Below are 24,068 nucleotides of genomic sequence, written 5' to 3'. Positions count from 1 at the left end.
CACTCCTAAAGGAGTCAATGTTAATGTTGACCGCGATCCTGCTTGTTGCCGCGCTGCCCGTGATGCCCGCCCAGGCCGACGGCACTGCCGCGCCCAAGGCGGAAAAGAAGATCTGCAGGGGGCTGACCAAGACCGGAACGCGTGTACGCGCCAAGCCGGTTTGCAAGACGCAAGCGGAATGGGACGCCGACGCACAGGCAAATCACGACCATGCCCGCGGCATGAGCATGATGCAGACGCGCTGACCCAAGCTTGACTCCGGCGCCACCCGGCGTTACCGGCCACGACTTCGCAATTCGGCCCCGCACCCCGGTGAAGCGGCGGCCACGGCGTTCTTTCGCCGGGCGATGACCGGGATCGCGATCATGGATCGGCCACGCGGCCGGACAGGGTCAACGTCGTTGGCAATATTGCAAGGAAATTCAAATGTCGAAGCGCTCCAGCGCCAAGTACAAGCTCGACCGCCGCATGGGCGAGAACATTTGGGGCCGCCCCAAGTCGCCCGTCAACAAGCGCGAATATGGCCCCGGCCAGCATGGTCAGCGCCGCAAGGGCAAGATGTCGGACTTCGGCATCCAGCTGCGCGCCAAGCAGAAGCTGAAGGGCTATTACGGCGACGTCACCGAAAAGCAGTTCAAGAAGGCTTATGAAGAAGCGTCGCGCATGAAGGGCGATACTTCGCAGAACCTGATCGGCCTGCTGGAACAGCGTCTGGACATGATCGTCTATCGCGCCAAGTTCGCGCCGACGATCTTCGCCGCGCGTCAGATCGTCAATCACGGCCACATCCGCGTCAACGGCGTGAAGTGCAACATCGCCTCGCGCCGCGTGAAGCCGGGCGAGGTGATCTCGCTGGGTGAGAAGGCCAAGGAAATGGCGCTCATCCTCGAGGCACAGGGCCTGTCGGAGCGGGACATTCCCGATTACGTCACGCCGGATGGCAACGCATCGGTGACCTTCACCCGCGTGCCGACGCTGGACGAAGTGCCCTATCCGGTGAAGATGGAACCGAACCTGGTCGTCGAGTTCTACTCGCGCTGATCGGTCGGCGGCATCGCTGAAAAGAATGGGGCGGCCCCTTTGGGGCCGCCCTTTTTCTTTGGTTTGCAGGCGTGGCGCTTGGCTTTAGGGTTCGGCCGTCCGTCGATGGAGTGCCCGAATGCGTCACCTGTTCACCCTGCCCCTGTTGTCGCTTGCCCTTGCCGCGTCTGCCGCTGCGCAAACGGTGCCGGTCGATCTGTTTCGCGATGCGGTGAAGACGCTGTCGTCCGACGAATATGAAGGGCGCGCACCCGGCACGGCGGGGGAGGAAAAGACGCTCGCCTATCTGGTCGAGCAGTTTCAGGCCGCGGGGCTGAAGCCCGGCAATCCCAAGGGGCCGAACGGGCCGAGCTGGTTTCAGGACGTGCCGATGGTGGAAATCACCGCGCGCAACGTCAGCCCGCTGACCTTCACCGGCGGCACGGGTGCGGCACAATCGCTGGCCTATGGTCCGCAGATGGTGGTCGGCACCTATCGCGTGACGCCGCGGGTCGAGGTCGCGAATTCGGACGTGGTGTTCGTCGGATACGGCATCAACGCGCCCGAACGCGGCTGGAACGACTATGCCGGGCTGGATGTGAAGGGGAAGACCGTCGTCATCCTGGTCAACGATCCCGACTGGTTGATGCAGGGGCTGGACGGGCCGTTCGGCGGGCGGGCGATGACCTATTATGGCCGCTGGACGTACAAGTATGAGGAAGCCGCGCGGCAGGGTGCTGCCGCTGCGCTGATCGTCCACCAGACCGAACCCGCCGCCTATGGCTGGAACGTCGTCCAGTCGAGCTGGACCGGCGCGCAGCAGGTCGCCGCCAGCCAGAACGATGGCGCGGATCAAAGCGCGGCGATCGGCTGGATCCAGCTGGATCAGGCCAAGGCGCTGTTCGCCCGCGCCGGACAGGATTTCGAAAAGCTGGCCGCCGCCGCCCGGCAAAAGGGCTTTAAGCCGGTGCCACTGACCGGTGTGAAGGCCAGTGTCAGCTTCGACAATCAGGTTCGCCGCCATGCATCAAAGAACGTCGTCGGCATCCTGCCCGGCACCACCGCGCCCGATGAGGTCGTGCTCTATACCGCGCATTCGGACCATCTGGGCCAGTGCGAGGCGGCAAGCGACGGTGACAATATCTGCAACGGCGCGATCGACAACGCGACGGGCACCGCCGCTCTGGTCGCCATCGCAAAGGCGCAGGCAAAGGCGGGCGCGACGCCACGCAGCCAGGTCTATCTGGCGGTGACGGGGGAGGAATCGGGCCTGCTGGGCAGCGATTATTACGGCAAGAACCCGCTTTATCCGCACGCAAAAACAGTGGGCGGCGTCAACATGGACGCGCTTTCGATGGCGGGACCGGCGAAGAATGTCGTCGTTGTCGGGTACGGCAAGTCCGATCTCGACGCCTATCTGACGCGCGCGCTGGCCACGCAGGGCCGCGTTGCCAGCCAGGAACCGACGCCCGAAAAGGGCTTCTACTATCGCTCCGATCATTTCAGCCTGGCCAAGCACGGCGTGCCGATGCTGTATTTCGACGGCGGCGACGATCTGGTCGAAGGCGGCAAGGCAGCGGGCAAGGCCTATGCCGATGCATATGAGGAAAACGCCTATCACGGGCCAAAGGACGAATTCGATCCCAACTGGCGCTGGGATGGCATCCAGCGCGATCTGGACCTGTATTACAGCGTCGGCCGCGCGCTCGCCTCGACCACCGAATGGCCAAACTGGAAGCCGGGCGATGAATTCCGCGCAATCCGCGACAAGAGCCGCGCGGGACAGTAAGACGCCGCGCATGACCGTCCGTTCGCTGTTCACCACCCGTTTCTATGAGGGCCGTATCGAGGATGCGGCCCTGCTGGCCGAGGTAGAGGCCGCGTCGCTTGCCCTGTCCAGCGACGACATGGCGGGCCGCCGCTGGTCAAAGGATCATGGCTATCGCGGCTATACCAGCTATGCCTCGCTCGACGACCTGCCGATCCGCGACCCGGCCTTTGCCGACCTGAAGCGCGTGCTGGACCGGCATGTCGCCGCCTTTGCCCGCGAATGCGCGTTCGATCTCGGCGGGCGGCGGCTGAAGCTGGACAGCCTGTGGGTCAATGTCCTGAAACCCGGCGGCACCCATTCGGGCCATATCCATCCGCACAGCGCGGTATCGGGCACCGTTTACATCGTGGTGCCGCCCGGATCGGGCGCGCTCAAACTGGAAGACCCGCGCCTGCCCATGCTGATGGCCGCCCCCGGCCGCACGGCGGACGCGGCGGAGGATCTGCGCCCGTTCGTCTATGCGGAACCGTCGGTGGGCAGCGTCTTTCTGTGGGAAAGCTGGCTGCGGCACGAAGTCATGCCCAATCAGGCCAAGTCGGACCGGATCAGCGTCAGCTTCAATTACCGCGCATAATCCGGCGTTCGGCTGCGTCCAGCGCGGCGCTGGCGGCACGTTCGCCGATCCAGCCGATGGCGGCGCCAGCGATCACGTCGCTCAGGAAATGCTTGCACCGCGGCAACTGAATCAGCGCGACTGCCAGCGCCAGCAACCGCATCGGCGGGGCAAGCACGGCAACGTCGCGCGCCACCGCCTCCGCCACCGCCACCGCGCCCGCCGTATGACCGGAGGGGAAGGACGAGAGTTCGTGCGTGTCGCTATCGCCCGCTTCCATGCGATAGCCATTGTCGATCGCCTCATCGGGCCGGGTCCGGTCGACGGATCGCTTGATGACGGTCTTGATCCCAGTCGCCAGCGCATGAGCGGCCAGCATCCGGGCGCCGGTCCGCGCTACGCCCCGGTTGCGCGCGGCAAGACCAGCAATCAGCACCGCCGCCGAAACGGCGATCAGCGGGGGCTGGTCGGCGGCCTCGCTCCAGGTGCCTGCCTGTTTCACTTCTGGACGATGCCGCTGATCGGCCAGCGCGGCCGTGACCTTCAGGTCCACCCGCTCTACCGCCGCAACCGCGTCCGCCAACTGCTCGCCCATCTTCGTCATCGCGCTCAAACGCGCCGCACGGGCGCCGGCTCCCGCCATGCTGGCAAAGCGCGGCGTGACACGCTAACGACGCGGCCATCACGGGCGCGCGCGCCTTATTCAATTCAGATCGGGATCACGTCATGGGTTTTCGCTGCGGTATCGTCGGCCTGCCGAATGTGGGCAAATCGACGCTGTTCAACGCGCTCACCGAAACCGCGGCAGCGCAGGCGGCCAATTACCCCTTCTGCACGATCGAGCCGAATGTCGGCAACGTCGCCGTTCCCGACGAGCGGCTGTCCAAGCTGGCGGAAATCGCCAAGTCGGCCAAGGTGATCGAAACGCAGCTGGGCTTTGTCGACATTGCCGGGCTGGTACGCGGCGCTTCGAAGGGCGAAGGGCTGGGCAACCAGTTTCTGGGCAATATCCGCGAAGTCGACGCCATCGTCCATGTGCTGCGCTGTTTCGAGAATGACGACATCCAGCATGTCGACAACAAGGTCGATCCGATCGCCGACGCCGAAACGGTCGAGACCGAGCTGATGCTGTCGGACCTCGAAAGCCTGGAAAAGCGGGTGCCCAATCTGGTCAAGAAGGGACAGCAGGGCGACAAGGAAGCCAAGGCGGCCGCCGTCATTCTGGGCCGCGCGCTCGACCTGCTTCGCGACGGCAAGCCCGCGCGGCTGGCCGTGCCGAACGACCCGGATGAGGCACGCCACCTGGAACAGGCGCAGCTGCTGACCGGCAAGCCTGTCCTCTATGTCTGCAACGTCAATGAAGAGGACGCGGCGGAGGGCAATGCCTATTCCGCGCGCGTGTTTGAAAAGGCGGCGGCGGAGGGCGCGGAGGCGGTCGTCGTCTCCGCCGCGATCGAGGCCGAGATCGCGACCATGCCGGTCGAGGATCGCGCCGAGTTCCTGTCGGAGCTGGGCCTGACCGAAACCGGTCTGGGCCGCGTCATCCGCGCCGGATACAAGCTGCTCAACCTCCAGACCTTCTTCACCGTCGGCCCCAAGGAAGCGCGTGCTTGGACTGTCGAAGTCGGCGCCAAGGCCCCGCAGGCCGCGGGGGAAATCCACTCCGACTTCGAACGCGGCTTCATCCGCGCCGAAACCATCGCGTTCGACGATTATATCCGCCTCGGCGGCGAAGCGGGCGCGCGCGAAGCGGGCAAGCTGCGTCAGGAGGGCAAGGAATATGTCGTGCAGGACGGCGACGTGATGCTGTTCCGCTTCAACGTCTGACCGACCGCCGCCTGTCACATTTGCGCGCCATGGGCCGTCCGATGAAAATGCTTCCCCGCCTCCTCGCGCTTGGCGCGCTTGCCGCGTTGCAGGCGTGCATGGCACCGCCCGTCGCCGCGCCATCGACCCATGCCGCGCCGGTCGAACAGCGCGCGCCGGTCACCATTCTGGTGTCGATCGACGGTTTCCGGCCCGATTATCTCGACCGCGGCGACACGCCGGTGCTGTCGCGACTGGCGGCAGAGGGCGTGCGCGGGTCGATGCAGCCGTCGTTCCCGACCAAGACCTTCCCCAACCATTATGCGCTGGTCACGGGCCTGCATCCCGACCGCAATGGCATCGTCGCCAACCGGATGGAGGACGCCCGCCGCCCCGGTGAGACGTTCACCATGGCCAACACCGACCGTTTCTGGTGGGACGAGGCAAAGCCGCTATGGGTCACGGCGGAGCAGGCAGGCATCCGCTCTGCGACGATGTTCTGGCCGGGATCGAACGCGCCGGTGCATGGCCGTTACCCCAGTGATTGGCAGCAATTCGCGCAGGCGATGCCCGAATCGAACCGCGTCGCCGCAATCGTCGACTGGCTGCGGCGCCCGGCGGCAACCCGCCCGGCATTTCTGACGCTGTATTTCGATACGGTCGACACCGCCGGGCACCGCTTTGGTCCCGATTCGGCAGAGGTTCGCGCCGCGATGCGCGGAGTCGACGCGCGGATTGGTGAGCTGATGCAGGAACTGGCCGCGCTGGGTCAGCCCGTCAATCTGATCGTCGGCGCCGATCACGGCATGGCCCCGATCGATGCAAGCCGCACGATCGACCTGAACGCCTATCTGCCAGCCGATGCGGTGAATGTGGTCGAGGACGGCCCCTATGCCGCGTTCAACGCCCTGCCCGGCCGTGAGCAAGAGGTTCGCACCGCGATCACCCGGCCCGCGCCGCACATGCAATGCTGGGAAAAGGGCAAGCTGCCCGGACGGCTGGCCTATGGCCGCAACCCGCGCGTTCCCGCCTTTATCTGCATTGCCGAAAGCGGCTGGATGATTTTGTCACGGCCCCCGGCCTATCCGATCAAGGGTGGCGCCCATGGCTATGACAATGACGATCCGCTGATGCGCGCGGGCTTCGTTGCCAACGGCCCCGCCTTTCGCGCGGGTCAGCGGGTCGAGGGGCGCAATGTCGATGTCTATGCGCTCGTCCGGCGACTGATCGGCCTGCCGGGCGCCAGCAACATAGACGGGCGGATCACGCCATTCGAAGGCGCGCTGGCCGAATAAGGGACTTGCACGACAATCGTTTCAAACCGAAACTGATTACCATGCGCTATTTCGAGGATCTGGCGATCGGGGAAAAGGCCGCTTTCGGCCATTATGCCGTGTTGCGCGACGAAGTGCTCGACTTCGCGCGCCGCTACGATCCGCAGCCCTTCCACCTTTCAGACGAAGCGGCCGCCGGCACGCATTTCGGTCGGCTGGCGGCCAGCGGATGGCATAGCTGTGCGATGACCATGGCGATGCTGGTCGAGCATATGAAGGCCGACCCACAGGCCGCACTGGGCGCGGGCGGCGTCGATGAGCTACGCTGGCTGAAGCCGGTCTATCCCGGCGACACCTTACGCTGCGAAACCGAATTGCTCGATAAGCGACGGTCTGAGAGCAAGCCCGCCCTCGGCTTTCTGCGGACGCGACTGGTCGCCTATAACCAGCATGACGAGCCGGTACTCAGCTTCATCGCCCAAGCCCTGATCCGCGTCCGGGGCGAGGGATAGCCCCCGCCTCGGCCCGGCGATCATCGCGGACGGCGATTCCCACGCCGCTCGACACGGTTTTCCCGGCGAAACTGTCGGGCATCGCGCCGATATTCCTGGCGGTAGGCACGTCGGTCCGCGCGACGCTCAGCCCGGAACTCCGGCCGGGTGACACGACCGGCACGGAAGTCACGGCGGTCGCCTCGACGGTCCTGCCGAAATGCGCGATTGTCCTGTCGGCGGTCACGTCGGAAATCGCGCCAATTGTCGGCCACGCGCGGATTGCCGCGCCAACCCTGACGACGACCTTCCCAATAGCGCTGTTGCGCACCGTTCCAGCGGAACGGGCGACGGTTCACGTCGTAAACATAATAGCCGGTACCCGGATAATAGAATCCATTGTTCCAGCCCCAATAGGGCGAACCATAAGTACCACCGGCCAGATAGGGATCGTCATAATAAGCGGCGCCATACCCCGCGTTGATCCCGCCATAACCATAGCCATAGTCGCTACACGCCGACAGTCCGAGCGCTGCCGCAACAGCGATACCGGCGATTTTCACTTGCCTCGCAAACATTCTGAGCCTCCTCAATACGCAGGAGTGATGGCTCAATAGACCCGATTCGTCTTGAATAGGGTGTGAACGATCGCAACGCATTGCGAAGCGTGCGGCCGTAGCGATGGTTCCCGGGCGCGTTAGTGGCCGGGAAAGGCGACCAGCGAATGGACAGCGATTCCGTCCTCCGCCAGCGCCGACGCACCGCCCAGATCGGGCAGGTCGATGACGAACGCCGCCTGCTCGACGACCGCCCCCGCCTTGCGGATCAGCCGCACCGCCGCGCGCGCCGTGCCGCCGGTGGCGATCAGGTCGTCGACCAGCAGGACACGCGCACCGGGCGCGCAGGCGTCGGCATGCATGGCAATGCGGTCGGTGCCATATTCCAGCGCATAATCCTCTGCGATGGTCGCACCGGGCAGCTTGCCGTCCTTCCGGATCAGCAGCACCCCGGCCCCCAGCCGCAGCGCCAGTGCGGGCGCAAAGACGAAACCCCGCGCCTCGATCCCCGCGACCAGATGGATCGGCCCGCTGATCCGCGCAGCCATCGTCTCGACCGACAGCCGCAGCCCTTCGGGATCGAGCAACAGCGTCGTGATGTCGCGAAACTGGATGCCAGGCTTGGGGAAGTCAGGGATCGTGCGGATCAGGCCGGCAAGGCGTTCGGCGGGGTCGTTCATCGCCATCCTCATTCCAAAAACAAAGGCCCCGAAGTCGACGGTGCGACTCCGGGGCCTGATCCAGTGGGCGGGCGCGCCGATCAATGCTTCACGTTGCGCCACACGCTCTTATACGCGCCCCAGGTCAGGGCAATGAAGATGATCAGGAAGATCACCGCCGCCAGACCCGCCTGATGGCGTGCTTCCAGCTTGGGCTCGGCCGTCCAGACGAGGAACGCGGTCACGTCCTTAGCCATCTGGTCCACCGTCGCCGCGGTGCCGTCGGCGTAGGTAACCTGACCGTCAGCACTCAGCGGCTGCGGCATGGCCAGGTTCAGCGTCGGGAAATAAGGGTTGTGGTGCAGCCCTTCCGGCACGGTGAAGTTCGGGAACTCACGCTTCAGCTCGGCGGACGGTTCCTGATAACCGGTCAGCAGCGAATAAAGGTAATTCGCACCATCCGGCCGCGCCTTGGTCAGCAGCGACAGGTCGGGCGGGATCGCATTGTTGTTCGCCGCGCGAGCCGCCACTTCGTTGGCATAGACCTTGGGGAACTTGTCCGAAGGCAGGTTCTTGCGCGTGGCCGCCTCACCCGTTTCCGGGTTCACGCCCGGCTGTTCGATCGCCCACTGGTCGGCGATCGCCTTAACCTCGGCCTCGGTATAGCCGAGCGCCGACAGATCGCGGAAGGCGACCAGGTCGATCGAGTGACAGGCGGCGCAAACTTCCTTGAAGACCTGGAAGCCGCGCTGCAGCTGCTGGCGGTCGAACTTGCCGAACAGGCCGTTGGACGCGAGGTCCACATGCTTGGGCGCGAGATGGAACTCATGTTCGGCGGTCGGCGCTTCGGCCTCGGTCGTGATCGTGCCGAACAGGCCGAGCACGAGGACGAAGGCAAAGCCCAGCCCGATAAGCGGTGCGATGATGCGGGTCATGTGTTCGCCCTTGTCCTTATTCGGCCGGCATCGGGTTGGGTTCACCCTCGATCGCGCTGTGGGTGGGGGCAGTGCCGCCCTTGCCCTTCAACACGGCCTCGGTGATCGAATTGGGGACCGGCTTGGGACGCTCGGTCGCCGACACGATCGGCAGGATGACGAGAAAGTGGAGGAAGTAATAAGCGGTCGTGATCTGGCCGATCAGCACGTTCCACTTGTTCGCTTCCGCACCGCCAACATAACCCAGGATCAGCACGTCGAAGAGCAGCACGATCAGGAACATGCGGTAACGCGGGCGATGATTCGCCGTCCGCGCCGGCGATGCATCCAGCCACGGCAGGAAGAACAGCAGCAGGATTGAGCCGAACATCGCCAGCACGCCCCACAGCTTCGCCGGCAGGATGAAGTCGACGGTGAACGACTTCAGGATCGCGTAGAAAGGCAGGAAATACCATTCGGGCACGATGTGCGCGGGCGTCGAAAGCGGGTTGGCCGGGATGTAGTTGTCCGGGTGGCCGAGCAGGTTCGGCTGGAAGAACAGGAAGAAGGCAAAGACCAGCAGGAACACGCCCACGCCCACGCCATCCTTGGCGGTGTAGTATGGGTGGAACGGCACGGTATCCTGCGGACCCTTCACTTCCACGCCCGCCGGGTTCGACGAGCCGGGGATGTGCAGCGCCCAGATGTGCAGGATGATGACGCCCGCGATCACGAACGGCAGCAGATAGTGGAGCGAGAAGAAGCGGTTGAGCGCCGCCGCATCGGGGGCATAGCCGCCCAGCAGCCACACGCGGATCGTCTCACCCACCACCGGAATGGCGGAGAAGAAGCCGGTGATCACCTGCGCCCCCCAGAAGCTCATCTGACCCCAGGGAAGGACATAGCCCATGAAGGCGGTGGCCATCATCAGCAGGAAGATGACGACGCCCAGCAACCACACCATTTCGCGCGGAGCCTTGTACGAACCGTAATAAAGGCCGCGGGCGATGTGGATGTAGACGACGATGAAGAACATCGATGCGCCATTTGCGTGCGCGTAACGCAGGAACCAGCCCGCATTCACGTCGCGCATGATCGCTTCGACCGAAAAGAACGCGGTGTTCGCGTCGGTCGAATAATGCATCGCCAGCACGATGCCGGTGATGATCTGGATGGCGAGCGCGGCACCGGCCAGCACGCCGAAGTTCCAGAAATAATTCAGGTTGCGCGGGACCGGATATCCGGCGCCGACCGCGTTATAGACGAGGCGCGGGAGCGGCAGGCGGTCGTCCAGCCACTTCATGACCGGCACCTTCGGCTCGTACTGCTTGGCCCAGGGGAAGCTCATTTCTCAGTTTCCTCCTCAGCCGACCACGATCGTCGTGTCGTTGGAAAACGAATATTCGGGCACGGCCAGGTTGGTCGGCGCCGGGCCGGAGCGGATGCGGCCGGCAGTGTCATAGGCCGAGCCATGGCACGGGCAGAAATAGCCGCCGAACGGCCCCTTATTCTCACCCTCGCCCGCGCCCAGCGGCACGCAGCCCAGATGGGTGCAGACGCCAAGCGTGACCAGCCAGTTCGACTTGCCCTCCTTGGTCCGCTCCGCCAGCGTCTGGGGATCGCGCAATTCGGAAACGCTGACCTTCTCCGCCTCAGCGATTTCCGCCGGCGTCAGATTGCGCACGAACAGCGGCTGCTTGCGAAAGCTGGCCTTGATCGACTGGCCCGGCTGGATCGCCGACAGATCGACCTCGGTCGTGGACAGCGCCAGCACATCGGCGGACGGGCTCATCGAGTTGATGAGCGGCAGCGCGATCACGCCAGCGCCCACTCCGGCAAAGGCGACCGCGCCGATCGCCAGATAGTCCCGGCGCCGGGGATCGGCGACCGTGTCTTCATAGCCTTGGGGCGATTCGCCCGGCGGGACCATATTGTCAGCGCTTGCCATGCATCAGCCCTTGAAATCTTTTGTCGTTGCCACCCATTTCCGCGATGTCCCCCCGGACGGGCGTCGGGCGGAATAGGCGCACGCACGGCTCGGCTCCGAAACCGGGCGCTCGGCCTGATAGACATGGCAGCCCCCTTTTGCCAACTCCCCTTTTGGCCGCCCCTCACTTAATCGGGAGCAAATCGTCGTGCGTATCGCACTGTTTCAGCCCGACATCGCCGGCAATGTCGGCACGATCCTGCGCCTGGGCGCCTGTCTTGGCGTCGGTGTCGACCTGATCGAGCCGATGGGTTTTCCCTTCGGCACGCGGGCAATGGCCCGCTCTGGCATGGATTATGCCGATGCGGTGGACATGCGCCGCCACCCCGACTGGGACACATTCCTGGCCCAAGTGACGGGACGAATCGTGCTGGCAACCACCAAGGGTGCGGTCAGGCTGGACGAAGCCCGGTTCGAGCCGGGCGACATCCTGTTGTTCGGCAGCGAAGGTGCGGGCGTGCCCGATGACGTCCATGCGCGCGCCGACATGCGCGTGCGCTTGCCGATGGTGGCGGGAATGCGGTCGTTGAACGTCGCGGTATCGGCGGGGATCGTCGCGGCGGAGGCATTGCGGCAAACTGACGGGTGGCCGTAACTGGCAAGGGAAAAAAGCGGAGAAGGCAGGCTAATCGCGCAAACGCCAGCGCGGCATCATTCCTGCGCTTGCACGCGCCCGTGCGGTGCCGGATAGAGCGGCCATGCCACCGCTCGACCCGCAACAGACCGCCGCCCGCACCTGGTTCGAATCGCTGCGCGACCGCGTCTGCGCCGAGTTCGAGGCGATCGAGCGGGAAGCCGGGTCGGACGCGGCGTTCGAATATACCGCCTGGGACCGGACCGATCCGTCCGGCGCACCCGGCGGCGGGGGCGTGCGCGGGGTAATGAAGGGCCGGGTGTTCGAGAAGGTCGGCGTCAACGTCTCGACCGTCGGCGGCACGTTCGAGGGCGATTTCGCCCGCTCGATCCACGGCGCGGATGAGGACCCCCGCTTCTTCGCGACGGGCATCAGCCTGGTCGCGCACATGGCCAATCCGCATGTGCCTGCCGTGCACATGAACACGCGATTTCTTGCCACGACCAAACGCTGGTTCGGCGGCGGCGCGGACCTGAATCCGCCCATCCCCTATGACGCGGATACCGCCGAGTTTCACGGCGTGCTGAAGGCGGCGTGCGACGCCCATGACGGCGGATATTATCCGCGGTTCAAGGCATGGGCCGACGATTATTTCTGGATTCCCCACCGCCAGGTCCATCGCGGCGTCGGCGGGATTTTCTACGACCATCTGGAAAACGACTTCGACGCCGATTTCGCCTTTACCAGGGCGGTGGGCGAGGCGTTTCTGGCCGCCTATCCGCCCATTGTGCGGCGGCGGATGGACATGCCCTTCACCGATGCAGACCGCGCGCGGCAGTTGGCGTGGCGCGGGCGCTATGCCGAGTTCAACCTGGTCTATGATCGCGGCACGCTGTTCGGGTTGAAGACCGGGGGGAATATCGACGCGATCCTGATGAGCCTGCCGCCGCTCGCCACCTGGGAGTAGGGCGATGGGGTTGCACCCGGTGCCCGAAGGCCATGTCGCCGCGGTGGTGACGACGCTGGAGATGCAAAAGCGGCCAGCCGCGCGGCCCATGCCGCCATCTCCGTTCAGGCTGGTCCGTTGGGATGCGCCCGACCCCGCCAAATATCGCGCGCTGTTCGCCCGCGTGGGCGGACCGTGGCTGTGGTATTCGCGGCTGGTGATGGATGATGCGCGGCTGATTGCGCTCACCCACCGCCCCGAAACGCAGGTTCAGGTCGTAACCGATCGGGCGGGCGTGGAAGTCGGGCTGCTGGAGCTGTCGCACACGACGGCGGCGCTGTGCATGATCGACTATTTCGGACTGATCCCCGAACTGACCGGCGCGGGCCATGGCCGGTGGCTGATGGCGATGGCCATGGCGCTGGCGTGGCGGCCGGGGGTCGAATGCGTGCGCGTCAACACCTGCTCGCTCGACCACCCCAGCGCGCTCAACTTCTATCGCGCGCAGGGGTTCGAGGCGGTCGGGCGTACTGTCGAAACCTTTGCCGACCCGCGCCTGATCGGCGTGCTGGACGAAAGCCTGGCGCCTCAGGTCCCGCTGCTCAGGCGGCGATAAACGACGATCTTGACCAGCAGGGTCAACACCCAGGCAAAGGTCGACCCCAGCGCCGCAAGCCCGTTGAAGAACAGGTGCCCGACCGCACTGTCGACGCCTGCCAGAACCAGCGCGCTGTAGAATCCGCCCGCGACCGACACTGCCACTTGCCCTGCAAGGAACGGCACGGCAGCGGCGATGAAGCACCACCAGCCGCGCCCGCGCGTCAGTTCGATCGAGCGCGCAATCGCCTCCACCGGCGTGCGCCGCTCAGCGGCGATGACGGTACCGACCAGAAAGAAGCGGCCGATCAGATACAGGGCGGGCACGACCAGCAGCGCGCTGACCGTCAGCGCCGCCATCACCAGAATCGATGCCAGCGCAAAGCTGACGATCCGGGCGGCGGCCAGCGACATCGTCTCTCCCAAGGTCGGCCGACCGGGCGCAAGGAACAGGGTATAGAGGATCACCGCTCCAACCAGCTGCACCACATTGGCGCTGATGATCGCACCGGCATTGTCGCGGGCATAGGCAAGCAGCGCGTCGAGCGCGGCATCGCTCCCCGGATCGGCCGGCGGCGGCGCGCCCGGCAACAGCAACAACAGCGCAAGCGACGGCAGGAAATAGAACAGCCCCGCCAGCGGCATCACCAGCGCGCGTTCGCTACGCCACATCGCCCCCGCCATGGCAAAAACATTGGACAGTTTCACGCAACATATTCCTCAGGCTCGGCCCCGGGCGCGAGCGCGGTATAGAGCTTGCCGACAAAGGCGCTTTGCACGACGCTCAGCAAGGTGGCGACGATCGCGCTGGCCGTAGCCGCAATGATCGTGCCGATGCTGATGCCCGGCGCGTCGCCCGACAGCAACGCTCCCACCAGACCGGCGACGGCACCCACCGCCATGGTGGCGACCGCTGCGACCAGACCGTATAACAAGAGGACACCGACCAGGCGCAGGCCATGGCCCCGCGTCAGTGACCAGACCCGCCTGATCGCGCCCACCCCCAGGCGCTCCGCCAGCACCACCGGGACCAGCAGCAGCAGCCGGGCCGAAACCCACAGCGACACGATCGACAACAAGGCGCCGTAAGCCAGCAGCATCATCGTCGTCCGGCCGTCCATGTCGGGCAGGGTCGATCCCGCCGCCTCAAGCGCGGCCATGTCCACGCCCCCGGCGAGCAGAATCGCCGCAAACGGCATGACCAGCAGCGCCGCCGCCAGCAACAGCAACAGCGTCAAGCCGATGATCGCGGGCAACCGCCGCCCGGCATGAGCCACCGCCACGCCCGGCGGGGAAGCACGCATCGCCAACGCGGTGATCGCCGCCCCGCCCCACAGGGTCAGCAGGGTAAAGGCAATAGCGGCGATGCCAGCCGTCGCCGACAACGCCCCCGGCTGGCCGGCGACGGCGCCATCAGCCACGCCGCTCAGCAGATTGGGCAGAAAGATCAGCCCGATTGCGACCGGCAGCACCCGTGCCCCGTCGTCGCGCAGAAAATCGCTGGTGCGGTCCCAGACACTCGTCATCTTGACCATTGCCCCGCACCCCCTCACTTGCATACCGGACCTGTTCCGTATTCCTCTCTCGCACTAGACCAAGCCGAATGGACTTGCCACAGCCTGCGTCTCCGCCCCCGCTGCCCGACGGTATCGAATGGCGGATCGAACCCGAACCCGTCCCCTACCCCCAGGCGGTCGAGGCGATGGAAGCGCGCGTCGCCGCCATTCGCGCCGGCGAAGCGCCGGAGCGTATCTGGCTGCTCGAACACCCGCCGCTTTATACCGCGGGCACCAGCGCCGATCCGGCCGAACTGATCGACCCGCGCTTTCCGGTATTCAAGACCGGGCGCGGCGGGCGATACACCTATCACGGGCCGGGCCAGCGGATCGGCTATGTGATGCTCGACCTGTCGCGGCGCGGTCGTGATGTGCGCTGCTATGTCCATGCGCTGGAACAATGGGTGATTGCGGCGCTCGGTCATTGCGGGGTCGACGCTTATCCCGTGGAGGGCCGCGTCGGCATCTGGACGCGCGAGGGCGGGGCCGAGGCAAAGATCGGCGCGATCGGCGTACGCGTGCGCCAATGGGTGACGCTGCACGGCTTTTCGGTAAACCTGTCGCCGGATCTGTCGCATTTCGGCGGAATCGTCCCGTGCGGGCTGCCCGAATTCCCGGTGACCAGCACGCAACTAATTGGAAAATCAGTGAAACCGGAAACTTTTGATGCCGCCCTGGCGTTATCGGCCCCGGCGTTCCTGGGTGCCCTGGTTGGAGTTGATACCAATTGTAGACTTGAGGGGCGTCGGCATAGCGTTTAATGTCCACTCCGGTTTGGGTATTAACGGCCGGCAAGGCCAGCCAAATCCGCTATCTAGGGAGCTCTACATGCGTGCACTCATCTCCAAGGTCGTTACCGGTTCGATGATCGCCAGCGCCGCGCTGCTGGTTTCGGCCTGCGGCGGCAACACCGAGCCGACGACCGAGAACACCGTTGTCACCGACCTGAACACGACCGATCCGATGATGGACGGCACGATGACCGACAACATGACCGCGGTCGACGGCACCATGGGCAACGACGCCATGATGATGAACGACACCATGATGTCGAACGACATGATGATGTCGAACGAAGCGACCACCAACGCGATGTAATCGTGTTGGCCAGCGCCTCGGCGCGGGTCACTTGATATACGAAGGGGCCGTCCGCGATGCGGGCGGCCCCTTTGTTTTAGAACGGCGTTTCCTCATCAGGTTACGGTGGCGCCAGAAAATTGGCCCTTCTGCCTCGCACCAAAAAGGCTTAACGCTGGCATCGTCCGAAAAGGGGGCGTGTCCGAGTGTCGAGGGGATGTGATGAAACTGGTGCGTAAGATCGGCGGCATATTGGCGGCCGCGGTGATGGGCATGGCGGCAACGCCGGCAAACGCGCAGTTCTATTTCAAGTCGAAGGACCTGGTGGGCGAGCGTGTGACCGGCAGTGAGCCGGGCATTCTGGGCATGGATCTGCCCGGTGCCACTCGCGAGGAGCTGGACGCGGCAATGGTCTGGAATTTGCGTGCGGCGCTGAACGTCGCTGCCTTGCAATGCCAGTTTGAGCCGACCCTGCTGACGCTGCGCAACTATAACGGCATGCTCAAGGATCATGATACCGAGCTTGCGGCCAGCTTTGCCACGCTTGGCAAATATTTCCGACGCACGAATAAGACGGTAAAGGCTGGTCAGACCGCGTTCGACCAGTTCGGCACACGCGTCTATTCGGGCTATTCGACCGTGTCCGCGCAACGCATTTTCTGCCAGACCGCAGGCAGCATCGGCGAAGATGCGATCCACGCGCCTCGCGGGCAATTGCACGATGTGGCTGCGCGGCGGCTGCGGGAACTTCGCAACGCCCTGACCGCATGGGGCGAACAGCAATTTCCCTATGGCGGCTATGCCTATACCCTGCAAACCTATCAGCCGCGCCTGCCCGATTTCATCAACGAGAAGTGCTGGCGCAAGGACGAGTGGCAGGTGCGCCAGTGCGGTCAACTGGGCGCCGGCATCGCGATGGCCGCGAACTGACGGCGGTCAGACAGGCCTGCGGAGCACCGCGCTCCACGCATAGCCGCGATAGAGCGGCCTGAACGCCAGCGTCAGGCCGCTGCCTTCTGCGGCGATCCGCAGCCACGACTGCAGATCGGCGCGCGGCGTCACGTCGAACCGGTCGAGCCACGCGAACAATGCGGCGCGGAACGGTGCGGGCAGCCCCTCCTGCTGGCCGAAATCGACGATGTGCAGCGAACCGCCCGGCGCCAGCACATCGCATGCCGCAGCGATCGCGCCCTGCCAGTCGGGGATCATCGACAGAGTATAGCTCATGAAAATGCGGTCCGCTGCGTCGATCCCGAACAGAGCGCGCGGGCTCCAGTCAGTCGCGTCGCCCTGGGCCAGCGTGATGCGCGGCGACAATCCCGTGCGCGCGACCTTCCCCGCCGCCGTCTCCAGCATCTCGCGGGAAATGTCGAAGCCATAGCAGCGCGCCTGCGGCCAGCGCCGCGCCGCCAGGATCAGGTTGCGACCCGTTCCGCAGCCAACCTCAACCACATTGTCACCGGCGCGCGGCGCAAGATCGTCGATCAACCCGTCGCGGCCCAGCAGGTAATATTTGCGCGTCAGGTCATAGATATGCCGTTGCCCGGCATAGATCGCGTCCATGCGTCGCGCGTGATCGCTCCCCATCATCCCTTCAGGACGTACAGGTGAACGCCGCCATAGATGGCCGACCGGTCGCGTCGCGTGAAGTCGGCCGATTCGTCGGCGCGATAATCCCATTGGTCCAGGATCGCCTGCGGCACCCGGCCCGGCAACAGCGTCGGCCCCGCCGCCGTGCGGAACAGGACGCGCGCACCCGGTCGCGCGGTGCGCGTGATCGCGCTCCACAACCGGGTCAGCACCGCATCGGTCATCCAGTCCTGTGCATCGAGCAGGATATATCGGTCCAGCGACGCGTCGGGCATGCCGTCCAGATAGTCGCACATATTGGCATGGCGCACCTCGACCCGGTCGACGCGGCCCTGCACGATCGCGTGATTTTCGGGCTTCAGATAGGGCGGCAGCGGTGCCTGCGGCCCCTCGCCGTAACCGCGCCCGAATGCCTGCCACGCGAAATAATTGTCGCTCAACGGGAAATCGCAGGCCAGCTTTTCCAGCCGGTGGCGCAGCACGGCAGAAATGCCCTGCGGATCGTCACCCGCCAGTGCCTCATATTGAGCGGGCGGAATGCCCAGGCCGAACAGCGAGGCCGGCTGATCGACCAGCCAGCGGACGAAGCGGCGATCGAACACGGGGGCAAAGCGCGTCCGGAAAATCTCGCGCTGCTCCTCGATCGAACGCGCGTTCAGCATCTCGCGCGGGTTCAGCCCGTGCAGGCGGGCAACCAGATGCGCAGCGCCGATGAATCCGCCCAACAGGCCCTTGCGATAAAAGCCCTTCTGAAACCCGCCGATGCGTCGACGCCCGATCAGGTCGCGCCCCTCCCAGTAACGGCGCGTCATCTCGTCCAGATGCGGGCGGACATGGCGGCGATAGGCGTCGACATTTTCCGGGCGATTGGCCTGTCCGAAAAAGCGATGGAATGCGGCGTGATCGGGCAGGTGCCGCGCCGCCGCCAGCTTCAGGCGGTTCAGCGCGATATGCGCGGTGTTCAGGTCGACCGCCGTGATCTTGGCCGGATCGGCGGTCAGATATGACAAGACATTGCAGCCGCCGCTGGCAATCGTCACGACGTGGGAATCGGGCGTGATCGCCAGTGCTTCCAGATCGACCGCCGGATCCTCCCAGATCTGGGCATAGACCAGACCGCGAAACGCAAAAGTGAATGTGCGTTCAAGCAGCCCCTGTCGGGTCAGATGCTCATGGCGATGCACCGCGCCGCGAACGGCGCGATTGGCGGGAGCTTTGGCATGCGACAGCATGGCCGCGCCATAGGTGCCCGGTGTGACAGGGGCGCGGCGTTCCGGTGACGCGCCCGCGACAGTTGCGCGAACCTATCGCGTCAATCGCGGCAATAACCCTCCGCCGGCTTCACGATCAGACAGTCGCTCTTGCCCGCCAGCCATTTCAGGCCCGTGGCGTTGCCATCGCCAGCCTTTAGCACCTGTGCGCCGTCGGGCCGGGAAAAAGCGATGCCCTCGTCGGTCGCGACGCCGTCGAACACGCCCCGGTCATCCAGCGAATATTGCATGTCGAGACGATAGCGTCCCGGCGCATCGCCTTGCGCGACGACCAGATTCAGCCCCTCGACGCCGCGCCAGCGACCGACCCACCCATCGGCGCGCGCAATCGCCTCAGGCGTGGTTTTCGCATCGTCCACCGCCGCACCCTCGCCACCCGGCAATTCGACGACATCGCCCGCCAGTCCGGCGCGATTTTCGGCAGCCAGCGCCTCATCCTCCACCGGACCAGGCGTCGGCTCGGGCGATCCACAGGCGGATACGCCCAGTGACAGGGCGATCAGGGCGGCAGCATGTTTCATGGCATTCTCCGTGGCTTGATCCTCAAGCTAGGCAACGCCCCGGCGGTCGGCTAGGGACCGGCATCCCCAGTTACCGGAAACGCGCGATGACCCGTTCGATCTTCCTCGCCTCAGACCACGCCGCGATCGAACTGAAGGCGGCGCTGGTGGACTGGCTTCGCGAGGAGGGCCATGATGTCCATGACCTCGGCCCCGAAACCAGCGAGCGAGTGGATTATCCCGACTATGGCTATCGACTGGCGCAGGCCGTCGCCGGTCGATCGGACGCAATGGGCATCGCGCTTTGCGGTTCGGGGATCGGCATTTCGATCGCGATCAACCGGGTTGCCGCCTGCCGCTGTGCGCTGGTGTCCGAACCGGTCTCCGCCCGGCTGGCGCGCGAACATAATGACGCCAATGTGATCGCCATGGGCGCGCGCCTGATCGGCCCGGACATGGCGCGCGCCTGTGTGGAGGCGTTTCTGACCACCGACTTTGGCGGCGACCGCCACGTCGCCCGCGTCGAAAAGCTCAGCACGCCGCCCAGCTAAGCGGCAAGTGCGACGATCAGCGTCAGGCCGCCCAGCACCAGCGACAACGGGAATCGCAAACGCATCCACCAACCGGGCGCCAAACCGGCCTTCACCAGTCGCATGTCGATAAGCAGGCTTGCCCAGATTGCCAGCGCCAGCGCCACCAGCGACGGCCCGGGCCACGACCAGCCCACCGCCCATGGTGTCGCGCAGGCCAGCGCGAACAGGCTGGGCGCAACCGCCGCGACATAGATCCAGCCGGGCGCGTCGCGCCGCGTGGCGGCCAGTCCCCACCACAATCCGCCCAGAAAACTCAGGATCAGGCTGGCATAGGCAAAACCCAGCGCCTGGGCCGCAAAAGTCGCTTCGCGCGGCATTACCGTGACGACACCTGCCGCGGCCAGTTGCGGCAACAACCCGGCCAACCCCAGCAGCTTCGCCGGCGGTGGCAAGGACCATTCCCCGGCGGGCGGCGGATGGTTGAGCACCATGGCTACATCCCCATCATCAATAGTGGCATTCACCCGCGCCAGCCATTAGAGGAACCGGCAAACGGGGCGCCCGTCCCCGCTCCTACTCGACTCGAAAGGCCCGGCGCATGAGCACCAATCCCAGCACCCTGTCGGATGTCCAGCCCGACGGCTTCTTTACCCGCGCGCTGGAACAGGCGGACCCCGAAGTGTTCGCCGGCGTATCGAGCGAGCTGGAGCGTGAACGGCACCAGATCGAACTGATCGCCAGCGAGAATATCGTGTCCAAGGCGGTGCTGGAGGCGCAGGGCAGCGTCTTCACCAACAAATACGCCGAGGGTTATCCCGGCAAGCGTTATTATCAGGGTTGCGCCCCCTCCGACGCCGTGGAAACGCTGGCGATCGAGCGCGCCAAGGCGATCTTCGGCTGTAACTTCGCCAACGTTCAGCCGCATTCGGGCGCGCAGGCCAATGGCGCGGTGATGCTGGCGCTGACCAAGCCCGGAGACACCATTCTGGGCATGAGCCTGGATGCGGGCGGGCACCTGACGCACGGCGCACGCGCGGCAATGTCGGGTAAGTGGTTCAACGCCGTGCAATATGGCGTGCGCCGCGAGGATCATCTGATCGACTTCGATCAGGTCGAGGCGCTGGCCAAGGAACATCGCCCCACGCTGATCATCGCGGGCGGCTCGGCCTATCCGCGCCAGATCGACTTCGCCCGCTTCCGTGCGATCGCGGATGAGGTTGGCGCGACCTTCATGGTCGACATGGCGCACTTTGCGGGCATCGTCGCCGGCGGCCTGCACCCCACGCCCTTCGGCCATGCGCATGTCGTGACCACCACCACGCACAAGACGCTGCGCGGCCCGCGTGGCGGCATGATCATGACCAATGACGAAGCCATCGCCAAGAAGATCAACTCGGCGGTCTTCCCCGGCCTTCAGGGCGGTCCGCTGATGCACGTCATCGCCGCCAAGGCGGTCGCCTTTGGTGAGGCTCTGCGTCCCGACTATAAGAGCTACATTGCCGCCGTCGTCGAAAACGCCAAGGTGCTGGCGGCGACGCTGGGTGAACGCGGCGCCAATCTGGTCGCGGGCGGCACCGACACGCATCTGGCGCTGGTCGACCTGTCGCCGCTCGGCGTCACCGGCCGCGATGCGGACGAAGCGCTGGAACGCGCTGCCATCACCTGCAACAAGAACGGCATCCCGTTCGATCCCCTGCCCCCGGTCAAGACCAGCGGCATCCGCGTCGGCAGCCCGGCGGGCACCACGCGCGGCTTCGGCACGGTCGAGTTCCGTGAGATCGGCCACATGATCGCCGACGTGCTCGACGGCCTCAAGGCAAAGGGTGAGCACGGGGACCCTTCGGTCGAAGCGGACGTTCGGAACCGCGTGCGCGCATTGTGCGAGCGCTTCCCGATCTACTGAAGGATCTGACCGAATGGATATCGACAAGCCGCTGGGCAAGAGCATGGCCAAATGGGGCGCGCTGGGCGCCGTCGTCGCAATCCCGGTGCCGTTCGTCGGGCCGGTGATCGGCGCGGCTGCCGGCGCCGGCTATGCCTATTTCAAGGCGAAGAAGAACAGGCAGGGGCCGGGCATCTGAATGCGCTGCCCATTTTGCGGCCATGACGACAGCCAGGTGAAGGATAGCCGCCCGTCTGAAGACGGGTCGGCCATCCGGCGCCGTCGACAGTGCACGGCCTGCGCCGCGCGCTTCACCACGTTCGAGCGTATTCAGCTGCGCGAGCTCGTGGTGCTGAAATCCGAAGCCAATGCCAGCGAGCCGCGTCGCGAACCGTTCGACCGCGACAAGCTGTTGCGTTCGGTGGCAATCGCATGTCGCAAGCGTCCCATCGATCAGGTCCGCATCGAGCAACTCGTCTCGGGCATTCAGCGACAGCTCGAAACCGGCGGCGAAGGCGAGGTCAGCTCGACCCGCATCGGCGAGATGGTGATGGAGGGCCTCAAGGGGCTGGATTCCGTCGCCTATATCCGCTTCGCCAGCGTCTATAAGGACTTTCGCGAAGCGCGCGATTTCGAAGCGTTCGCGGGCAGCGTGAGCGAGGTCGCGCGCAGTTGATCTTGTGGTCGAGCCGTTGCCACGCCCGCATCTTACCGGACCTTGGCGGGATCAGGCGCGCACTTCGCGCGGTAGCTGAACAGGCTGGCGGTGAATGGCGGTAGCGGACCCACACACTGACTCAAATGATCAGGCCAAGCCCTGGGCGCGATCTGCCTAACGAGCAACATACGCACCAGAATGCCCAGCGACGATAGCAGATCGGCCGAACCGCCATCCACGCTCCGCCCGGCGCATTGCTTGCGCGATCAGCGAACCTCTGCTCCGCCGGACAGGATGGGGTTGCGCCCTGCGAGTTCGATTAACGCGTATGGAAGGCGTGATTGCCGCCGCTGTCGGGTCGAACGCAGCGCGGTCTTCGGACGGCAACACGGCGTTTGACAGCTTCAGTTGTCGCCGACGCGTCCTGCCCGACTGAGGCCCATCGGCTCCGGGCGGCCCCTCCTGCAACCGTTCAACATTCAGACCGGGCCACATCGCGGGTTCGATGCGACCACGCCGCCTTGCGCTTCGGCACCCGCCAAGCGCGGCACTCGCATAAGTCCGTGCAGAGCCGCCTGACTTCGCACAATAAAAAAGGGGAGGCCGGTTGCCCGACCTCCCCAATTTCCAGTCCCATCGGGACCGGCGCGATTACATGCCCGCGCCGGGACCGTAGGTGACTTCCACGCGACGGTTCTGCAGTTCGCGCACACCATCGGCGGTGTCGACGCGAGGCTGCGATTCACCGAACGCTTCGGTCGAGATGCTGCCATCGGGGATGCCACGGCCCGACATGTACGCACGGGTCGCATCGGCGCGACGCTGCGACAGACCGACGTTGTACGAAGCGGCACCCGACTTGTCGGCGTGACCGGCCAGCATGACCTGCGCGTTACCGCAGTTCTGGTAGGCCGAGATCGCGTTGTCGAGGATGCTTGCCGCTTCAGGCGTGATGTCCGAGCGATCCCACTCGAAGAACACGATGTACGGCCCCGGCGTGCAGACCACTTCAGCCGGCGGCGGCGGAGGCGGAGGCGGCGGCGGGGGCGGAGGCGGAGGCGGGGGCGGAGGCGGCGGCGGAGGCGGGGTCGGTTCGCCGAAGTTGAACACCACGCCACCCAGCAGGCTGTGCGAACGGAAGCGCGAGTCAACCGCATCGCCAGTGTTGGCGACCGTCGTCACATTGTCGGCGTTGAAGAAGCGATACTTCAGCGAAACGTCGATGTTGTCGCTGATCGGCGCGCGAACGCCTGCAATCGCCTGCCACGCGAACACGGTGTCGCTGTCGTCAAGCAGGTTGACCGGCGCGATGCCGTAGTTCTCGTACTTGACGCGAGCAACACCGGCACCACCGCCGACGAAGCCCTGGATCCCGTCATCTTCACCGAAGTCCAGCAAGCCGTTCAGCATGAAGCTGAGCGCCGAGGCGCGGCCGAACGAACGGTCCTCGCCATAGATGCCTGCGGGAATTCCGGCCAGAGCCACCGAGGTCTGATGCTCTTCAGCAGCAGCGCGACGATAGCCGACTTCGGTTTCCAGACGGAACGCGCCGAAGTCATAGCCGACGATACCGTCGACATCCCAGCCATAGTTAGAATCGGTGCTGAGCACCTGAGTGTCAGTGTCGGCGAGGGCGAAGTCGATATCTTCGACAATCATCGCACCGCCTTCAACGCCTACATACCACGCACCATCGCGGGCGAAGGCAGGCGTGCTGAGAGCCGTGGTCGCAAGCGCCACGGCTACGGCAAGCTTCCGCATCATAATCCCCTTTCTCGGTTGTCACTACGGA

The 24,068-nt window shown here is 65.2% G+C and carries 30 protein-coding genes; 17 read left to right on the top strand and 13 right to left on the bottom strand.

The genetic code is table 11. The features are described 5' to 3' along the window. Positions 1–17 precede the first annotated feature (17 nt). The 4 genes from ACAX61_RS12980 to ACAX61_RS12965 all read left to right on the top strand — a co-directional run bounded on the left by ACAX61_RS12980 (position 18) and on the right by ACAX61_RS12965 (position 3,425). Positions 18–245 carry a hypothetical protein gene (locus ACAX61_RS12980; RefSeq protein ID WP_370715254.1) on the top strand — a complete coding sequence of 76 codons (228 nt, stop codon included), beginning with the start codon at positions 18–20 and terminating at the stop codon, positions 243–245. 181 nt (positions 246–426) lie between these two features. Further along, a complete protein-coding gene (gene rpsD / locus ACAX61_RS12975) occupies positions 427–1,041 on the top strand; it encodes a 30S ribosomal protein S4 (protein ID WP_370715253.1) in 615 nt (204 codons plus the stop codon). A gap of 118 nt (positions 1,042–1,159) precedes the next feature. After that, entirely contained in the window at positions 1,160–2,809 is a 1,650-nt protein-coding gene (locus ACAX61_RS12970) for a M28 family peptidase (protein WP_370715252.1), read from the top strand. A 10-nt stretch (positions 2,810–2,819) separates the two neighbouring features. Continuing rightward, entirely contained in the window at positions 2,820–3,425 is a 606-nt protein-coding gene (locus ACAX61_RS12965) for a TIGR02466 family protein (RefSeq protein ID WP_370715251.1), read from the top strand. Here the strand turns inward: ACAX61_RS12965 and ACAX61_RS12960 are convergent. After that, positions 3,409–4,047, bottom strand: coding sequence for a phosphatase PAP2 family protein (locus ACAX61_RS12960; protein WP_370715250.1), 639 nt, complete (start codon positions 4,045–4,047; stop codon positions 3,409–3,411). The genes ACAX61_RS12965 and ACAX61_RS12960 overlap by 17 nt on opposite strands. Before the next feature lie 83 nt (positions 4,048–4,130). On the opposite strand from ACAX61_RS12960, the gene ychF reads away from it, so the two are divergent. The 3 genes from ychF to ACAX61_RS12945 are packed head-to-tail and all read left to right on the top strand — an operon-like array spanning position 4,131 to position 6,996. After that, positions 4,131–5,231 carry a redox-regulated ATPase YchF gene (gene ychF, locus ACAX61_RS12955; protein WP_370715249.1) on the top strand — a complete coding sequence of 367 codons (1,101 nt, stop codon included), beginning with the start codon at positions 4,131–4,133 and terminating at the stop codon, positions 5,229–5,231. Positions 5,232–5,272: 41 nt separating this feature from the next. Next, positions 5,273–6,505 (top strand): alkaline phosphatase family protein, encoded by a 1,233-nt coding sequence (locus tag ACAX61_RS12950; protein WP_370715248.1) that lies wholly within the window; start codon positions 5,273–5,275, stop codon positions 6,503–6,505. A 41-nt stretch (positions 6,506–6,546) separates the two neighbouring features. Continuing rightward, positions 6,547–6,996, top strand: coding sequence for a MaoC family dehydratase (locus tag ACAX61_RS12945; RefSeq protein WP_370715247.1), 450 nt, complete (start codon positions 6,547–6,549; stop codon positions 6,994–6,996). A 20-nt stretch (positions 6,997–7,016) separates the two neighbouring features. Here the strand turns inward: ACAX61_RS12945 and ACAX61_RS12940 are convergent, their stop codons facing one another. From ACAX61_RS12940 to petA, 5 genes are all read right to left on the bottom strand, one after another. Beyond that, positions 7,017–7,538 carry a hypothetical protein gene (locus ACAX61_RS12940; protein ID WP_370715246.1) on the bottom strand — a complete coding sequence of 174 codons (522 nt, stop codon included), beginning with the start codon at positions 7,536–7,538 and terminating at the stop codon, positions 7,017–7,019. 134 nt (positions 7,539–7,672) lie between these two features. After that, positions 7,673–8,212 (bottom strand): adenine phosphoribosyltransferase, encoded by a 540-nt coding sequence (locus ACAX61_RS12935; protein ID WP_370715245.1) that lies wholly within the window; start codon positions 8,210–8,212, stop codon positions 7,673–7,675. 80 nt (positions 8,213–8,292) lie between these two features. Then, positions 8,293–9,126, bottom strand: coding sequence for a cytochrome c1 (locus ACAX61_RS12930; RefSeq protein WP_370715244.1), 834 nt, complete (start codon positions 9,124–9,126; stop codon positions 8,293–8,295). 16 nt (positions 9,127–9,142) lie between these two features. Then, positions 9,143–10,453 (bottom strand): cytochrome b, encoded by a 1,311-nt coding sequence (locus ACAX61_RS12925; protein WP_370715243.1) that lies wholly within the window; start codon positions 10,451–10,453, stop codon positions 9,143–9,145. A 15-nt stretch (positions 10,454–10,468) separates the two neighbouring features. Further along, positions 10,469–11,035 carry a ubiquinol-cytochrome c reductase iron-sulfur subunit gene (gene petA, locus ACAX61_RS12920; protein WP_370715381.1) on the bottom strand — a complete coding sequence of 189 codons (567 nt, stop codon included), beginning with the start codon at positions 11,033–11,035 and terminating at the stop codon, positions 10,469–10,471. A gap of 205 nt (positions 11,036–11,240) precedes the next feature. On the opposite strand from petA, the gene ACAX61_RS12915 reads away from it, so the two are divergent. From ACAX61_RS12915 to ACAX61_RS12905, 3 genes are all read left to right on the top strand, one after another. Continuing rightward, entirely contained in the window at positions 11,241–11,687 is a 447-nt protein-coding gene (locus ACAX61_RS12915) for a tRNA (cytidine(34)-2'-O)-methyltransferase (RefSeq protein WP_370715242.1), read from the top strand. Positions 11,688–11,790: 103 nt separating this feature from the next. Next, entirely contained in the window at positions 11,791–12,633 is an 843-nt protein-coding gene (gene hemF, locus ACAX61_RS12910) for an oxygen-dependent coproporphyrinogen oxidase (protein ID WP_370715241.1), read from the top strand. 4 nt (positions 12,634–12,637) lie between these two features. Then, the gene (locus tag ACAX61_RS12905) at positions 12,638–13,228 is read left to right on the top strand and encodes a GNAT family N-acetyltransferase (protein ID WP_370715240.1); all 591 of its coding nucleotides are present in this window, start codon (positions 12,638–12,640) and stop codon (positions 13,226–13,228) included. Here ACAX61_RS12905 and ACAX61_RS12900 read toward each other — a convergent pair. Further along, positions 13,201–13,917 carry a hypothetical protein gene (locus ACAX61_RS12900; protein ID WP_370715239.1) on the bottom strand — a complete coding sequence of 239 codons (717 nt, stop codon included), beginning with the start codon at positions 13,915–13,917 and terminating at the stop codon, positions 13,201–13,203. The genes ACAX61_RS12905 and ACAX61_RS12900 overlap by 28 nt on opposite strands. Then, a complete protein-coding gene (locus tag ACAX61_RS12895; RefSeq protein ID WP_370715238.1) occupies positions 13,914–14,744 on the bottom strand; it encodes a hypothetical protein in 831 nt (276 codons plus the stop codon). Before ACAX61_RS12895 ends, ACAX61_RS12900 begins: the two co-directional genes overlap by 4 nt. A gap of 68 nt (positions 14,745–14,812) precedes the next feature. Here ACAX61_RS12895 and lipB point away from each other — a divergent pair, with 68 nt between their 5' ends. The 3 genes from lipB to ACAX61_RS12880 all read left to right on the top strand — a co-directional run bounded on the left by lipB (position 14,813) and on the right by ACAX61_RS12880 (position 16,772). After that, positions 14,813–15,526: a lipoyl(octanoyl) transferase LipB gene (gene lipB, locus ACAX61_RS12890; RefSeq protein ID WP_370715237.1), complete on the top strand. Its 714-nt coding sequence runs from the start codon at positions 14,813–14,815 to the stop codon at positions 15,524–15,526. A gap of 67 nt (positions 15,527–15,593) precedes the next feature. Next, the gene (locus tag ACAX61_RS12885) at positions 15,594–15,863 is read left to right on the top strand and encodes a hypothetical protein (RefSeq protein ID WP_370715236.1); all 270 of its coding nucleotides are present in this window, start codon (positions 15,594–15,596) and stop codon (positions 15,861–15,863) included. 201 nt (positions 15,864–16,064) lie between these two features. After that, positions 16,065–16,772 carry a hypothetical protein gene (locus ACAX61_RS12880; RefSeq protein ID WP_370715235.1) on the top strand — a complete coding sequence of 236 codons (708 nt, stop codon included), beginning with the start codon at positions 16,065–16,067 and terminating at the stop codon, positions 16,770–16,772. A gap of 6 nt (positions 16,773–16,778) precedes the next feature. Here the strand turns inward: ACAX61_RS12880 and ACAX61_RS12875 are convergent, their stop codons facing one another. The 3 genes from ACAX61_RS12875 to ACAX61_RS12865 form a co-directional block, all read right to left on the bottom strand. Next, positions 16,779–17,405 carry a class I SAM-dependent methyltransferase gene (locus ACAX61_RS12875; protein WP_370715234.1) on the bottom strand — a complete coding sequence of 209 codons (627 nt, stop codon included), beginning with the start codon at positions 17,403–17,405 and terminating at the stop codon, positions 16,779–16,781. Positions 17,406–17,428: 23 nt separating this feature from the next. After that, positions 17,429–18,664: a BtaA family protein gene (locus ACAX61_RS12870; RefSeq protein WP_370715233.1), complete on the bottom strand. Its 1,236-nt coding sequence runs from the start codon at positions 18,662–18,664 to the stop codon at positions 17,429–17,431. An 80-nt stretch (positions 18,665–18,744) separates the two neighbouring features. Continuing rightward, on the bottom strand, positions 18,745–19,224 hold the full coding sequence (locus ACAX61_RS12865) for a hypothetical protein (protein ID WP_370715232.1): 480 nt from the start codon (positions 19,222–19,224) through the stop codon (positions 18,745–18,747). Positions 19,225–19,310: 86 nt separating this feature from the next. Here ACAX61_RS12865 and rpiB point away from each other — a divergent pair, with 86 nt between their 5' ends. Then, complete coding sequence (rpiB, locus tag ACAX61_RS12860) at positions 19,311–19,754, top strand: ribose 5-phosphate isomerase B (protein WP_370715231.1); 444 nt, start codon at positions 19,311–19,313, stop codon at positions 19,752–19,754. Here the strand turns inward: rpiB and ACAX61_RS12855 are convergent. Further along, on the bottom strand, positions 19,751–20,227 hold the full coding sequence (locus tag ACAX61_RS12855; RefSeq protein WP_370715230.1) for a DUF3429 domain-containing protein: 477 nt from the start codon (positions 20,225–20,227) through the stop codon (positions 19,751–19,753). The two genes, rpiB and ACAX61_RS12855, sit on opposite strands and share 4 nt — an antisense overlap. Before the next feature lie 107 nt (positions 20,228–20,334). Here ACAX61_RS12855 and glyA point away from each other — a divergent pair, with 107 nt between their 5' ends. The 3 genes from glyA to nrdR are packed head-to-tail and all read left to right on the top strand — an operon-like array spanning position 20,335 to position 22,294. Next, positions 20,335–21,639 carry a serine hydroxymethyltransferase gene (glyA, locus tag ACAX61_RS12850; protein ID WP_370715229.1) on the top strand — a complete coding sequence of 435 codons (1,305 nt, stop codon included), beginning with the start codon at positions 20,335–20,337 and terminating at the stop codon, positions 21,637–21,639. A gap of 13 nt (positions 21,640–21,652) precedes the next feature. Continuing rightward, on the top strand, positions 21,653–21,817 hold the full coding sequence (locus ACAX61_RS12845) for a hypothetical protein (RefSeq protein WP_370715228.1): 165 nt from the start codon (positions 21,653–21,655) through the stop codon (positions 21,815–21,817). Then, complete coding sequence (gene nrdR, locus ACAX61_RS12840) at positions 21,818–22,294, top strand: transcriptional regulator NrdR (protein ID WP_370715227.1); 477 nt, start codon at positions 21,818–21,820, stop codon at positions 22,292–22,294. Positions 22,295–22,927: 633 nt separating this feature from the next. Here the strand turns inward: nrdR and ACAX61_RS12835 are convergent. Beyond that, positions 22,928–24,037, bottom strand: coding sequence for an OmpA family protein (locus tag ACAX61_RS12835; RefSeq protein ID WP_370715380.1), 1,110 nt, complete (start codon positions 24,035–24,037; stop codon positions 22,928–22,930). Positions 24,038–24,068: the final 31 nt, after the last annotated feature.

This window comes from Sphingomonas sp. IW22 (genome assembly GCF_041321155.1).
Lineage (GTDB): Bacteria > Pseudomonadota > Alphaproteobacteria > Sphingomonadales > Sphingomonadaceae > Sphingomonas.
The sequence above is the reverse complement of the archived record's forward strand: the minus strand, read 5'-3'. Positions and strand labels throughout refer to the sequence as shown.

Bases quoted from the DNA above. Each gene is read 5' to 3' on its own strand.
- ACAX61_RS12980 (WP_370715254.1), top strand. From the start codon at position 18: ATGTTAATGTTGACCGCGATCCTGCTTGTTGCCGCGCTGCCCGTGATG.
- rpsD (WP_370715253.1), top strand. From the start codon at position 427: ATGTCGAAGCGCTCCAGCGCCAAGTACAAGCTCGACCGCCGCATGGGC.
- ACAX61_RS12970 (WP_370715252.1), top strand. From the start codon at position 1,160: ATGCGTCACCTGTTCACCCTGCCCCTGTTGTCGCTTGCCCTTGCCGCG.
- ACAX61_RS12965 (WP_370715251.1), top strand. From the start codon at position 2,820: ATGACCGTCCGTTCGCTGTTCACCACCCGTTTCTATGAGGGCCGTATC.
- ACAX61_RS12960 (WP_370715250.1), bottom strand. From the start codon at position 4,047: ATGGCGGGAGCCGGCGCCCGTGCGGCGCGTTTGAGCGCGATGACGAAG.
- ychF (WP_370715249.1), top strand. From the start codon at position 4,131: ATGGGTTTTCGCTGCGGTATCGTCGGCCTGCCGAATGTGGGCAAATCG.
- ACAX61_RS12950 (WP_370715248.1), top strand. From the start codon at position 5,273: ATGAAAATGCTTCCCCGCCTCCTCGCGCTTGGCGCGCTTGCCGCGTTG.
- ACAX61_RS12945 (WP_370715247.1), top strand. From the start codon at position 6,547: ATGCGCTATTTCGAGGATCTGGCGATCGGGGAAAAGGCCGCTTTCGGC.
- ACAX61_RS12935 (WP_370715245.1), bottom strand. From the start codon at position 8,212: ATGAACGACCCCGCCGAACGCCTTGCCGGCCTGATCCGCACGATCCCT.
- ACAX61_RS12930 (WP_370715244.1), bottom strand. From the start codon at position 9,126: ATGACCCGCATCATCGCACCGCTTATCGGGCTGGGCTTTGCCTTCGTC.
- ACAX61_RS12925 (WP_370715243.1), bottom strand. From the start codon at position 10,453: ATGAGCTTCCCCTGGGCCAAGCAGTACGAGCCGAAGGTGCCGGTCATG.
- petA (WP_370715381.1), bottom strand. From the start codon at position 11,035: ATGGTCCCGCCGGGCGAATCGCCCCAAGGCTATGAAGACACGGTCGCC.
- hemF (WP_370715241.1), top strand. From the start codon at position 11,791: ATGCCACCGCTCGACCCGCAACAGACCGCCGCCCGCACCTGGTTCGAA.
- ACAX61_RS12905 (WP_370715240.1), top strand. From the start codon at position 12,638: ATGGGGTTGCACCCGGTGCCCGAAGGCCATGTCGCCGCGGTGGTGACG.
- ACAX61_RS12895 (WP_370715238.1), bottom strand. From the start codon at position 14,744: ATGGTCAAGATGACGAGTGTCTGGGACCGCACCAGCGATTTTCTGCGC.
- lipB (WP_370715237.1), top strand. From the start codon at position 14,813: ATGGACTTGCCACAGCCTGCGTCTCCGCCCCCGCTGCCCGACGGTATC.
- ACAX61_RS12885 (WP_370715236.1), top strand. From the start codon at position 15,594: ATGCGTGCACTCATCTCCAAGGTCGTTACCGGTTCGATGATCGCCAGC.
- ACAX61_RS12880 (WP_370715235.1), top strand. From the start codon at position 16,065: ATGAAACTGGTGCGTAAGATCGGCGGCATATTGGCGGCCGCGGTGATG.
- ACAX61_RS12875 (WP_370715234.1), bottom strand. From the start codon at position 17,405: ATGGACGCGATCTATGCCGGGCAACGGCATATCTATGACCTGACGCGC.
- ACAX61_RS12870 (WP_370715233.1), bottom strand. From the start codon at position 18,664: ATGCTGTCGCATGCCAAAGCTCCCGCCAATCGCGCCGTTCGCGGCGCG.
- ACAX61_RS12865 (WP_370715232.1), bottom strand. From the start codon at position 19,224: ATGAAACATGCTGCCGCCCTGATCGCCCTGTCACTGGGCGTATCCGCC.
- rpiB (WP_370715231.1), top strand. From the start codon at position 19,311: ATGACCCGTTCGATCTTCCTCGCCTCAGACCACGCCGCGATCGAACTG.
- ACAX61_RS12855 (WP_370715230.1), bottom strand. From the start codon at position 20,227: ATGGTGCTCAACCATCCGCCGCCCGCCGGGGAATGGTCCTTGCCACCG.
- glyA (WP_370715229.1), top strand. From the start codon at position 20,335: ATGAGCACCAATCCCAGCACCCTGTCGGATGTCCAGCCCGACGGCTTC.
- ACAX61_RS12845 (WP_370715228.1), top strand. From the start codon at position 21,653: ATGGATATCGACAAGCCGCTGGGCAAGAGCATGGCCAAATGGGGCGCG.
- nrdR (WP_370715227.1), top strand. From the start codon at position 21,818: ATGCGCTGCCCATTTTGCGGCCATGACGACAGCCAGGTGAAGGATAGC.
- ACAX61_RS12835 (WP_370715380.1), bottom strand. From the start codon at position 24,037: ATGCGGAAGCTTGCCGTAGCCGTGGCGCTTGCGACCACGGCTCTCAGC.